Raw genomic sequence first — 12,214 nt, 5'->3', positions numbered from 1 at the left:
GATGGCTGCTTCCGAAACCATCCTCAGCGTCAAGGACCTTCGCGTCCGCTTCCGCACCCTCGACGGTGTGGTGGAGGCGGTGAAGGGCATCAACATCCACGTCAAATCAGGCGAAACCGTCGCCGTCGTCGGCGAATCCGGTTCCGGCAAGAGCCAGACGATGATGGCGGCGATGAGCCTGCTCGCCTCGAACGGCGAAGCCACCGGCACCGTCGATTATCGCGGCCGCAATCTTTTGACCTTGAGCAAGCCCGAGCTCAACAAGATCCGCGGCCGCAAGATCAGCATGATCTTCCAGGAGCCGATGACTTCGCTCGACCCGCTCTATTCGATCGGCAACCAGTTGATTGAACCGATCCGCAAGCATCGTGGACTTGGCGCCGCCGAAGCACGCGAGGAGGCGCTCAAGTTGCTGCGGCTGGTCCATATTCCCGATCCGGAGCGGCGGATGAACTCCTATCCGCACGAGTTGTCGGGCGGTCAGCGCCAGCGCGTCATGATCGCCATGGCGCTGGCCAACGACCCCGACATACTGATCGCTGACGAGCCGACGACCGCGCTCGACGTGACCATCCAGGCGCAGATCCTCATGCTGCTCGCCGAACTGCAGCGTAAGCTCGGCATGGCGATCGTCTTCATCACTCACGATCTCGGCATCGTCAGGCGCTTTGCCGATCGGGTCTATGTGATGCGCTATGGCGAGGTCGTCGAGGAGGGCGAGGCGGAAGCGATCTTCGCCAACCCGCAGCACGCCTATACCAAGATGCTGCTCGCCGCCGAACCGACCGGCACCAAGGCGCCGCCGCCTCCGAATGCCCCTGTCCTGCTTGAAGGCAGGAACGTCGAGGTGACCTTCAAGATCGGCGGCGGATTTCTTGGCGGAGAACCGCTGATATTGCGCGCTGTCGATCGCATTTCGATCCAGCTGAGGCGTAACCAGACCATCGGCATCGTCGGCGAATCCGGCTCGGGAAAATCGACGCTCGGCCGCGCCTTGCTGCGGCTCCTGCCCAGCGACGGCATCATCCGGCTTGGCGACCGCGACATTTCCCACGCCGACCGGCAGGCGATGCGGCCGCTGCGGCGCGAATTGCAGCTGGTTTTCCAGGATCCATTCGGCTCGCTATCGCCACGCATGACCGTCGGCCAGATCATCACCGAGGGGCTCCTGGTCCACGAGCCCAATCTGTCGGGCAGGCAGCGCGATCTCCGCGCCGTCGACGCCTTGCTCGAAGTCGGGCTCGACCCCAATACGCGCAACCGCTATCCGCATGAATTCTCCGGCGGCCAGCGGCAGCGCATCGCCATTGCGCGCGCCATGATCCTCAAGCCGAAAGTGGTGGTGCTGGACGAGCCGACCTCGGCGCTGGACCGCTCGGTGCAGAAGCAGATCGTCGAATTGCTGCGCAAGCTGCAAGCCGACCACGAGCTGTCCTATCTGTTCATCAGCCACGATCTCGCCGTCGTGCGCGCCATGGCCGACTACATTATCGTCATGAAGCAGGGCAAGATCGTCGAGGAGGGACCGGCCGAGGCGATCTTCAGCAACCCGCAGGCCACCTACACACAGACGCTGATGGCCGCGGCCATCGACGTGACGCGATTTCGCCTGAGCGCATAGCGCGATTGGTCAGAACTGCGGCGGATGGTGGTCGTTTCGGGAACAAGAACAGCTAAGCCGCTGTTTTTTCTGGTCGGAGTGGCAGGATTTGAACCTGCGACCCCATCGTCCCGAACGATGTGCGCTACCAGGCTGCGCTACACTCCGTGACCAGACCGCGGGCTTATAGCCGCCGCGTTTGGTTACTGCAAGCGCCAATGGCAGCGCTTCGGTCGCATTTCTTTCGCTTTAGCCGCCACGTCATACAGGTTTCAGTTTCCTGTCGCACAAACACGGCTTAAAGGGGCTTCTGGGTAATCGTCCACTTGCCTCGAAGCACCTGATTCAGCCGCCTGGAGTTTGCAGCCTTGTCGATGAAGATCGTTAGCGATGTCAGACCAAACACTTTTGAGTTTGAAACCTCGGCGCTGATCAAGCCGTCCGGGTTTCGCGAATATGATGCGCGCTGGTGGTTCGGCCATCCCGGCTCGAACGAGCCGCCGGAACTCAATCTGATCGGCGTCCAGGCGCTCGGCATGGGGCTCGGCACGCTGATCCGCCGCCTGGGTGCCGGACCCGACATCGTCACCGGTCACGATTTCCGCTCTTATTCGCTTGCCATCAAGCTGGCATTGGTTTCCGGGCTGATGGCGGCCGGCGCACGGGTCAAGGATGTCGGGCTTGCCCTGTCGCCGATGGCTTATTTCGCCCAGTTCGCGCTCGACACGCCCTCCGTCGCCATGGTCACTGCCTCGCACAACGAGAATGGCTGGACCGGCGTCAAGATGGGCGCGGCGCGCCCGCTGACTTTTGGTCCGGAGGAGATGAGCGCGTTGAAGGCGATAGTGCTCTCAGGCGATTTCGACCTTGTCGGTGGTGGCTCCTATGACTTCGTTGCGGATTTCCGCAAAACCTACCTTGACGATCTGACAGCGGGAAAGCGTATCTCGAGGAAGCTCAAGGTGGTGGCCGCCTGCGGCAACGGCACCGCCGGGGCTTTCGCTCCCGAGGCACTGGAAAGGATCGGCTGCGAGGTGATCCCGCTCGACGTCGAGCTCGATCATACGTTTCCCAATTACAATCCCAACCCCGAAGACATGCAGATGCTGCACGCCATTCGCGACAAGGTGCTGGAAACGGGCGCCGATGTCGGGCTCGGTTTCGACGGCGACGGCGATCGCTGCGGCGTGGTCGACAATGAAGGCAACGAGATCTTCGCCGACAAGGTCGGCGTCATGCTGGCGCGCGACATCTCGCACCTCTACCCAGGCTCGACTTTCGTCGTCGACGTCAAGTCGACCGGATTGTTCATGACTGACAAGGTGTTGCGGGAAAATGGCGCGGTCACCGACTATTGGAAAACCGGTCACTCCTATATCAAACGGCGCGTCGCCGAACTCGGCGCCGCCGCCGGTTTCGAAAAATCGGGCCATTTCTTCTTCAATCCGCCGATCGGCCGCGGCTATGACGATGGCCTGGTAACGGCCATCACCATATGCCAGATGCTGGATCGCAGCCCGCAAAGCAGCATGGCCGACCTCTATCGCGATCTGCCGCTAACCTTCGGCACGCCGACCATGTCGCCACACTGCGCCGACGAGCTCAAATACGGCGTCGTCGAGCGCGTCGTAGGCGACTTTCGCAAGATGAAGGACGAGGGCGCGGTCTTCGCCGGCCAGAAGATAGCCGAACTGATCACCGTCAACGGCGTCAGGGTCGTGGCGGAGGATAGTACCTGGGGGCTGGTGCGGGCATCATCGAACAAGCCGGAGCTTGTGGTGGTGGTCGAAAGCCCGGTATCGTCCGAGCGGCGGCGGCAGATGTTCGAAGCCGTCGACGCGGTGCTGCGCCGCAGCCCGGAAGTCGGCGCCTACAATCAGACCTTTTGAACGCGGGGCTTGTTTTCATGACCGAACGGATCGTCAGTTTTGTGATGAGCGGCGGCGTCGGCTCGCGGCTGTGGCCGCTGTCGCGCGAGGACAATCCCAAGCAGTTCCATGATTTCTCCGGCGACGGCTCGATGCTGGCCAAGACGCTGCGGCGGCTGACCGCGCGGCCGGAGGGCGAAACGCCGGTTTTCCTGATTGCGTCGGAAAGGCATGCCGACCGCGTTCATGCCGACATTGCTGGTCACGAGCTTTCCGGCGGCGGCCCGCTGTTCGAGCCGACCGGGCGCAACACTGCCGCGGCCGTCGCTTTGGCAAGCCTGCGCACCTTGTCGGAATTCGGCGACAGCCTGGTGCTGGTGGTGCCGTCCGACCATGAGATTGCGACCGCGCAGCAATTCTGGCGGAGCGTCGAGGCCGGCACGGCGGCGGCGCGCGAAGGCAGGCTGGTGGTGTTCGGCATCAAGCCCGCCCAACCCGAGACCGGGTATGGCTACATCGAGGTGGCCGGCGAGCGCGATGGTATCTGCGATGTCTCGCGTTTCGTCGAAAAACCCGATCTCGCCACCGCGCAGAGCTATCTCGAGGCCGGCAATTTCTACTGGAACACCGGCATCTTCCTGTTTCGCGCCAGTGCCATGCGCGACGCGTTCATGGCTTTCCAGCCAGACATCTGGAGCGCCACAGAGGCTGCCTACCAAGCTGCGACATCGGACCTTTCCGGCCTCTACATGCCTCTGGAGCTCTATGCCGCCATCCCATCGACATCGATCGACTATGCGATCATGGAGCGCGCCAGCGGCATCGCCATGGTGCCGGCCGGCTTTCGCTGGAACGATCTCGGCTCCTGGCAATCGCTGCTCGACGTCGGCCCCTCCGACACCCAGGGCAATGTCATCGTCGGCGACGTCGTCGCCATCGATTGCGAGAACTCCTATATCCGCAGCGACGGCCGCCTGCTGTCGGCCATAGGCCTGAAGGACGTCGCCATCGTGTCGACCGCCGACGCCACTTTCGTCGCTCCGGTCAGCCACAGCCAGAACGTCAAGAAGATCGTCGAGCAGCTCGAAAAGAGCGGTCGCCTGGAGACCAGGTTCACGCCCGCCGACGATCGAGTCATCGAAAGCGGCGCCTGGCAGCGCCGCGTTCACCATTGGCTGTTCGAGGAGACGGTGCCGTTATGGTCGACGGTCGGCGTCGACGAGCGCCATGGCGGGTTCCACGAGGCGCTCGGTTTCGATGCCGCCCCGCTGATGAAACCAAAACGCATGCGCACTCAGGCCAGGCAGATTTACGCCTTCGCGGTCGCCAAGGCGCGCGGCTGGAACGGCCCGGCCGATCGGCTGATCAGCCACGGCCTCGAATTCATGGCCAGGCACGGCCGCACCGACAATGGCGGCTGGGTACGCACGCTCAACATCGACGGCACTGTCGCCGACGCCGCCGAGGATGCCTATGACCATTCCTGCGTGCTCCTGGCGCTGGCGCATGCCCATATGTGCGGCAATCCCGATGCGTTGCGGCTTGGCGAGGAGACCTTTGCGTTCATCGACGCGCATCTCGAGGACGAACGCCTGACCGGCTTCCGCGAGACCTCGAGCGGCGAGGGCGAGCGCCGCTCCAACCCGCACATGCATCTGCTCGAGGCATTCCTGGCCTGGCATCAGGCGACGGGCGAACGCGCCTATCTTCGCCGCGCCGCGCGCATCGTCGATCTGTTTCGCAGCCATTTCTTCGACCCGGAAAGCTGGACGCTGGGTGAGTATTTCGACAATGAATGGCGGCCGGCCCCTGGCGAGAAGGGCACGTGGACCGAACCCGGCCATCATTTCGAATGGGCCTCGCTGCTGGTCGACTTCGCCGGGCGCAGCGGCCAGAGCGGCTTGACCGGCCTTGCCCGGAAGCTTTACGCGTCGGCAATTGCCAATGGCCTCAACCGCGCCAATAGGCCTCGCCTACGGCGCGGTCTCGCGGCAAGGGCTGCCGCTCGACCGCGTCTCGCGCAGTTGGCCGCAGGCCGAAGCGATCAAGGCGGCGATCGCGCTGGATGGTTCGGGCGGTCCCGACCTGAAGCCGGAAATCGAGGCGCGTGTCGGCCGGCTGTTCCGCTGGCACATCAATCCGGCACCGCTCGGCCTGTGGATCGACCGCATCGACGAGCGTGGCCGCTCGCTGGCAAGCGAGGTGCCGGCCAGCATCTTCTATCATCTCGTCTGCGCGCTGACGCAGTATCTGGACGGCACCGCCCGCAAGGATCAGTATGGGCTGGCGACGTCCCCCGTCTCGACATAGACCGACTTCAGCTGCGAATAGAGTGCCAGTGCCGCGAGCGAATTCTCGCGGCCGATGCCGGACTGCTTGAAGCCGCCAAAGGGGATTTCGACCGGCGTCAGATTGTAAGCGTTGATCCAGCAGGTACCGGCCTGCAATTCGGCGATGACGCGGTGGGCGCGCTGCAGGTCGCGCGTGAACACGCCGGCGGCGAGGCCGAATTCGGTGTCGTTGGCGCGCTCGACTACCTCGTCCTCGCTGTCGAATTTCAGCACGCTCATGACTGGCCCGAAAATCTCCTCGCGGGCGATGCGCATCGTGTCTGCGACACCGGTGAACACCGTCGGCTCGACGAAGAAGCCGCCCTGGAAGCCCTGCAACGCCGGCACGTTGCCGCCGCAGGCGAGCACCGCGCCATCCTGTTTGCCCGCTTCGATGTAAGAGACCACCTTGTCATGCTGCGCCTTGGAGACCAGCGGCCCCATCTGCGTGTCCGGATCGAGCGGATCGCCGATGCGGATTTTCTTGGTCCGCTCGGTCAGCCTCTCGACGAAACGGTCATGGATGCTGCTCTGCACGAACACCCGCGTGCCATTGGAGCAGATCTGGCCGGTCGAATAGAAATTGCCGAGCATCGCGCCGCCGATGGCGTTTTCGAGGTTGGCGTCTTCGAAGACGATCAGCGGCGACTTGCCGCCGAGCTCCATCGTCGCGTGCTTCATCTTCGAGCCGGCGAGCGACAGCACCTTGCGGCCGGTCGGCACGGAGCCGGTCACCGAGACCTTGGCGACGACCTCATGGCCGACAAGGCCGGCGCCGACATCGCCAAAACCTTGCACGACGTTGAACAGGCCGTCGGGCAGGCCGGCCTCGGTATAGATTTCGGCGAGCGCCAGTGCTGAAAGCGGCGTGTTTTCCGACGGCTTGAACACCATCGCATTGCCCATGGCGAGCGCCGGTGCGGATTTCCAGCCGGCGATCTGGATCGGGTAATTCCAGGCGCCGATGCCGACGCAGACGCCGAGCGCCTCGCGCCTGGTATAGGCAAAGGGTCCGCCGAGATCGACGGCCTCGCCATTAAAGGCGGCGACCGCGCCGCCGAAATATTCCAGGCAGTCGGCCGCCGACGGGGCGTCCGCAACCAGCGTCTCCTGGATAGGCTTACCGGTATCCAGCGTCTCGATGCGCGCCAGATCGGCATTGCGCGCGCGCAAGATGTCGGCGGCGCGGCGCAGGATGCGGCCGCGTTCGACCGGCTTCAGCCGCGCCCAGGCCGGTTGTGCCACACGCGCCGCCTCGATCGCGAGCTCCAGCACGTTCGGCGTCGCCGAGCGCAGCATGGCGATGGTCTCGCCGGTTGCAGGATAGATTACCTGCAGCGGCGCGCCGCGCTCGTCGTCGATATAGCGGCCGTTGACATAATGCGATGCCGTTGGCTGGGCGCGCATGACTGTTCTCCAAATCGTCTTTTCGCGGCATCGGAATATGCGTCCGCCGGATCATGGCCTATCTGTCCGACGCCTGCCAGCGCGGATTGATCCATGGTTCCTGGTTGGACGGTGGCAGCGGCGTACGCCCGAGAATGTGGTCGGCGGCCTTCTCGCCGGTCATGATCGACGGCGCGTTGAGATTGCCGTTGGTGACGCGTGGAAAGATCGAGGAATCGGCGACCCGCAGCCCTTCGACGCCAATGACGCGGCATTCCGGATCGACGACGCTCATCGCATCATCGGCACGGCCCATCTTGCAGGTGCCGCAAGGGTGGTAGGCGCTTTCGGCGTGGTCGCGAATGAAGGCGTCGAGCTCCTCATCCGATTGCACATGCGAGCCCGGCGACAGTTCCTTGCCGCGGTAGGGATCGAAGGCCGCTTGCCCGAAGATCTCGCGGGTCAGCCGGATGCAGTGGCGGAACTCCGTCCAGTCATCCGGATGCGACATGTAGTTGAAGCGGATCACCGGCTTCGACTTGGGATCGGGCGAGCGCAGCGTGACCGAACCGCGCGACTTCGACCGCATCGGCCCGACATGCGCCTGGAAACCATGCGCCTTGGCCGCCGCCTTGCCGTCATAGCGGACCGCGGCCGGGATGAAGTGATACTGGATATCGGGATAGTCGACGCCGGCGCCCGAGCGCACGAAGGCGGCCGCCTCGAAATGATTGGTGGCACCGAGGCCGGATTTGAAGAACAGCCATTGTGCCCCGATCAGCGCCTTCGAGAACGGGTTCAAGACGGAGTTCAGCGTGATCGGCTTTGTCGATTCCTGCTGGATGTAGAGTTCCATATGGTCCTGCAGATTGCGACCGACTCCAGGCCGGTCAGCGATCACCGGAATGCCGTTCTCCCTAAGGTGCTGGCCGGGGCCGATGCCGGACAGCATCAGGATCTTGGGCGAGTTGATCGAGGACGCGGCAACGATCACCTCGCGCCGCGCTCTGACCGCCTGAATCCGTTTGCGCACTTCGATCTCGACGCCGGTGGCGCGTTGATTCTCGATGATTACCCGCCGGGCGAAACCCTTGACCAGGCTGACATTTTTCCGCCTCAGCGCCGGCCTCAGATAGGCGCTCGCGGCCGACCAGCGACGGCCGCCGCGGATGGTCTGCTCCATCGGCCCAAAGCCTTCCTGCTTCGCGCCGTTATAGTCGTCGGTCAGCTCGAAGCCGGCCTGACGGCCTGCCTCGACGAAGGCGCCATAGAGTGGGTTCGTTCTCGAGCCGCGCTGCACAGTAAGCGGGCCGCCATGGCCGCGCCAGCCATCCTCGCCGCCTGCGCTGTCCTCCATGCGCTTGAAATAGGGGAGCACGTCGGCAAAGCCCCAGCCGGCCGCGCCCTGTTCGGCCCAGTGGTCGAAGTCGCGGGCATGGCCGCGCACATAGACCATGCCGTTGATCGACGACGAGCCGCCGATCACCTTGCCGCGCGGCGTCGCCAGCACGCGGCCGCCGAGGTGCGGCTCCGGCTCGCTGACAAAGCCCCAGTCGTAGAGGCTCATATTGAGCGGGATCGACAGCGCCGACGGCATCTGGATTAGCGGCCCGATATCGCTGCCGCCATATTCGATGACGATCACCGAATGCTTGCCGTCCTCCGACAGCCGGTAGGCCATGGCCGAACCGGCCGAGCCGGAGCCGATAATGACGAAATCCGCTTCAAGCATAGTTCATGCGCGTCCATGGTTCATATGGGCAATGAAATCGGCCAGCGAGACGTTGCCGCCGGTTGCCATTACGAGAACGGTCTTGCCGGTCACGTCGACCTTGCCGCCGAGCAACGCCGCCAGCGAAGCAGCGCCGGATGGTTCGAGCACCAGCTTCATCCGCTCGAAGGCGATGCGCATGGCGCGCCGCACCGAAGCATCGTCGACGGTGACGCCGCGAACGCCGGCGGCCTTCACCGCTGCGAACGGCGCGTCGCCGGGCCGCCGCGACATCAGCCCGTCGCAGATCGATTTCGGCCCGATCGGCATGGTTTCGATGGCGCCATGCGCCAACGACGAGCCCATGCCGTCAAAACCTTCCGGCTCCACGCCGATGATCTTCGTGGCTGGCGACAGGTAGTGGAAGGCCAGCGAAACACCGCCGATCAGGCCGCCGCCGCCGACCGAGCAGAACAAGAGATTGGCCTCGGCTTGCTTGGCGGCGAGCTGGTCGAGTGCCTCCAGCCCGGCACCGGCCTGGCCGGCGACGATCTCCGGATCGTCGAACGGGTGCAGCAGCGCCAGGCCTTCGCTCGCGGCGATCTCGCGCGCCTTCGCGGCAGCGACTTCCTCACGCGCGCGCTCGCCATGGTCGGTCAGCACGACACGGGCGCCGTAGCCCGACGTGGCATCGCGTTTGGCGGCAGGCGCGTCGATCGGCATGACGATGGTGACGGGAATGCCAAGCGCTTGGCCTGCCGCCGCCAGCCCTTGCGCGAAATTGCCGGAGGAATAGGCGACGACGCCCATTTTGGCTTCGTCGGGCGACAGCCGCTTCAGCCGCCAATAGGCGCCGCGCACCTTGAACGATCCGGCCCATTGCAGCGACTCGGCCTTGACGAAGACGCGTTCGGCGCCGGTCTCGCGGGCGAGTGCCGCCGATTCCAGCAGCGGCGTGATCTGCGTCGCCTTGGAGGTGACGGCATAGGCCTGCCTGAGATGGTCGACAGAGGGGACGAGACTGTCTGCCATCATTCGCCTCGGGGAAAGCGCTTCTGCTCTTCGAGCAGGTCGAGGTTCATGTGATTGCGCATGTAGCGTTCCGACGCCTTCTGCAGCGGCTGGAACTCCCAGGGATAATGGGTGCCGTTGCGCAGCGCCGGGTAGACCACCCAGCGGCGTGCCTGGCTGGCACGCACCGCGGCATCGAACGCCGCCATGTCCCAGCGCTCCCGCACCTTGTCGGTGAAAGCGGCCACCAAAGCCGCATTGGCCGGATCGGCGGCGAGGTTGGTCAATTCCCGCGGATCCGATTCAAGATCAAACAGTTGCGGCGGGTCGATCTCGCAATGGATGAATTTGTAGCGGCCCCCGCGCATCGCCACCATCGGCGCATTGGAGCCTTCGGCCGCATATTCCATCAGCACCGGCGCGGAGCGTTTCTTTCCGTTTAGCAGCGGCAGCAGCGACTGGCCGTCGGTCCACGGCGCAATCGCGCTGATGTCGATGCCGGCGAGATCGCAAAGCGTCGGCGTCACGTCGAGATTGGAAACCGGCGTCTCGATCAGCCCGGCGTGTATGCTCTTGCCGGCGATCATCAGCGGCACCCGCGCCGAACCCTCGAAAAAGCACATCTTGAACCACAGCCCGCGCTCGCCGAGCATGTCGCCATGGTCCGAGCAGAACAGGATGATCGTGTCGTCGAGCATGCGCGTGCGCTCGAGCACCGACAGCAGCTCGCCGAGCTTGTCGTCGAGATAGGAGACATTGGCGAAATAGCCGCGCCGCGCGCGGCGTATCTGCTCAGTGGTGATGTCGAACCTATCATAGTCGCTGGCGCGGTAGAGCCGCTGCGAATGCGGGTCCTGCCTGTCGTAAGGAATGAAGCCGACCTCAGGCTCGAGCGCCGGGCAATCCTCGTAGAGGTCCCAGTAGCGCCGGCGTGCGACGTAAGGATCGTGCGGATGGGTGAAGGAAACCGTCAAGCACCAGGGCCGATGTGCGGCATCGTCCGAGACGCGGGCAAAATCGTAAAGCTTCTGCACCGCATGGAAGGCGACCTCGTCGTCATATTCCAGCTGGTTCGTGATCTCGGCAGTACCGGCGCCGCTCACCGAGCCGAGATTGTGATACCACCAGTCGATCCGCTCGCCGGGCTTGCGATAGTCCGGCGTCCAGCCGAAATCGGCCGGATAGATGTCGGTGGTCAGCCGCTCCTCGAAACCGTGCAATTGGTCCGGGCCGACGAAATGCATCTTGCCGGAGAGGCAGGTGTGATAGCCGGCAGCGCGCAGATGATGGGCAAATGTCGGGATCGAAGACGCGAATTCGGCGGCGTTGTCGTAGACCCCGGTGCGTGACGGCAACTGGCCGCTCATGAATGCGGCGCGGCCCGGCGCGCAGAGCGGCGAGGCGGTGTAATTGTTGCAAAAACGCGCCGAACGTGTGGCCAGCGCCTTCAGATGCGGCGCGTGCAGGAAGTCCGCCAGCCCATCCGGAAACAGCGTTCCGTTGAGCTGATCGACCATCACGATCAGGATGTTGGGTCGCTTGGATGTCACTGCTTCTGCCGTCCGCTGAGCTTCGTTTCGAGATAGTCCTCGACCAGTGCAATCGCGGTCGCGGCATCGGGGACGCCGTCCTTCAGCGCGCGCCTGATATAGAGCCCGTCGATCAGCGCCGCCGTCGCTTCGGCGACCCGGTCCGCCTCGCTTCTGGGCAGGATGCCGGCCAGCCCGCTGAGCAGATTGGAATGCAGCCGCCGCGCATAGACCTTGAGCAGCCGGCGAAGTGCTGCCGATTTCTGCGCCTCGACGTAGAAGGCGAGCCAGGCGGCGATCGTTTCGGGCTGGAACTGGATGTCGGAGAAATTGACCGCGACCACTGCCGAGACGCGCTGGCGCGCCGTGCCGGCCGCGCGAAGTGCACGGCGTGTATCGGCGGTGAGCTCGCTCAGGATGTGCCGCATCGTCGCCAACAGCAATTCGTCCTTGGCGCCGAAATAATGGTGGGCAAGCGCCGAGGACACGCCGGCGCGCCCGGCGATTTCCGACATCGTCACATCAAGCGAACCGCGCTCGCCGATCGCCGAGATCGTTGCGTCGATGAGCGCCCTGCGGCGCAACGGCTCCATTCCGAGTTTCGGCATTCTTGCTCCGGTCTTGTCATGGCAAGATTATTTTTTATTGACGCATCAATCAACAAAAATCCAGCCTGATTTGCTGGCAAAAGCCAGGCACTATGACCAGATATCAAGATCAAGCGATTGTGCGGTTCTGGCCCCTTCACGACGCCGGGCGGAACGGTTCATGCTTGAACA

The 12,214-nt window shown here is 64.0% G+C and carries 7 protein-coding genes, 1 tRNA gene and 1 pseudogene; 3 read left to right on the top strand and 6 right to left on the bottom strand.

All coding sequences use genetic code 11. The features are described from left to right. Position 1: 1 nt before the first annotated feature. A complete protein-coding gene (locus NKH70_RS14530) occupies positions 2–1,621 on the top strand; it encodes an ABC transporter ATP-binding protein (protein ID WP_352914459.1) in 1,620 nt (539 codons plus the stop codon). Positions 1,622–1,691: 70 nt separating this feature from the next. Here NKH70_RS14530 and NKH70_RS14525 read toward each other — a convergent pair. Beyond that, positions 1,692–1,768: transfer RNA gene (locus tag NKH70_RS14525), tRNA-Pro, on the bottom strand. Between the two features lie 206 nt (positions 1,769–1,974). On the opposite strand from NKH70_RS14525, the gene NKH70_RS14520 reads away from it, so the two are divergent. Beyond that, positions 1,975–3,489, top strand: a complete 1,515-nt coding sequence (locus NKH70_RS14520) for a phosphomannomutase/phosphoglucomutase (RefSeq protein WP_502908359.1) — start codon at positions 1,975–1,977, stop codon at positions 3,487–3,489. 17 nt (positions 3,490–3,506) lie between these two features. After that, a pseudogene (locus NKH70_RS14515) lies at positions 3,507–5,778 on the top strand (AGE family epimerase/isomerase). On the opposite strand, the gene betB reads toward NKH70_RS14515, so the two are convergent. Genes betB through betI form a run of 5 tightly spaced genes read right to left on the bottom strand, consistent with a single transcriptional unit; the run spans position 5,742 to position 12,043 of the window. Next, positions 5,742–7,205: a betaine-aldehyde dehydrogenase gene (betB, locus tag NKH70_RS14510; protein WP_352914465.1), complete on the bottom strand. Its 1,464-nt coding sequence runs from the start codon at positions 7,203–7,205 to the stop codon at positions 5,742–5,744. The pseudogene NKH70_RS14515 and the gene betB overlap by 37 nt on opposite strands. Positions 7,206–7,263: 58 nt before the next feature. Then, positions 7,264–8,916 carry a choline dehydrogenase gene (gene betA, locus NKH70_RS14505; RefSeq protein WP_352914467.1) on the bottom strand — a complete coding sequence of 551 codons (1,653 nt, stop codon included), beginning with the start codon at positions 8,914–8,916 and terminating at the stop codon, positions 7,264–7,266. 3 nt (positions 8,917–8,919) lie between these two features. Next, entirely contained in the window at positions 8,920–9,927 is a 1,008-nt protein-coding gene (locus NKH70_RS14500) for a threonine/serine dehydratase family protein (protein ID WP_502908358.1), read from the bottom strand. Then, entirely contained in the window at positions 9,927–11,456 is a 1,530-nt protein-coding gene (gene betC, locus NKH70_RS14495; RefSeq protein WP_352914473.1) for a choline-sulfatase, read from the bottom strand. Before betC ends, NKH70_RS14500 begins: the two co-directional genes overlap by 1 nt. Further along, positions 11,453–12,043 (bottom strand): choline-binding transcriptional repressor BetI, encoded by a 591-nt coding sequence (betI, locus tag NKH70_RS14490; protein WP_352449081.1) that lies wholly within the window; start codon positions 12,041–12,043, stop codon positions 11,453–11,455. The genes betC and betI overlap by 4 nt, the downstream gene beginning before the upstream one ends. Positions 12,044–12,214: the final 171 nt, after the last annotated feature.

Source organism: Mesorhizobium sp. M0991 (genome assembly GCF_040318915.1).
Taxonomy (GTDB): Bacteria; Pseudomonadota; Alphaproteobacteria; order Rhizobiales; family Rhizobiaceae; genus Mesorhizobium.
Note: the sequence above shows the minus strand (reverse complement) of the source record. Positions and strands in the feature narration are given on the sequence as shown.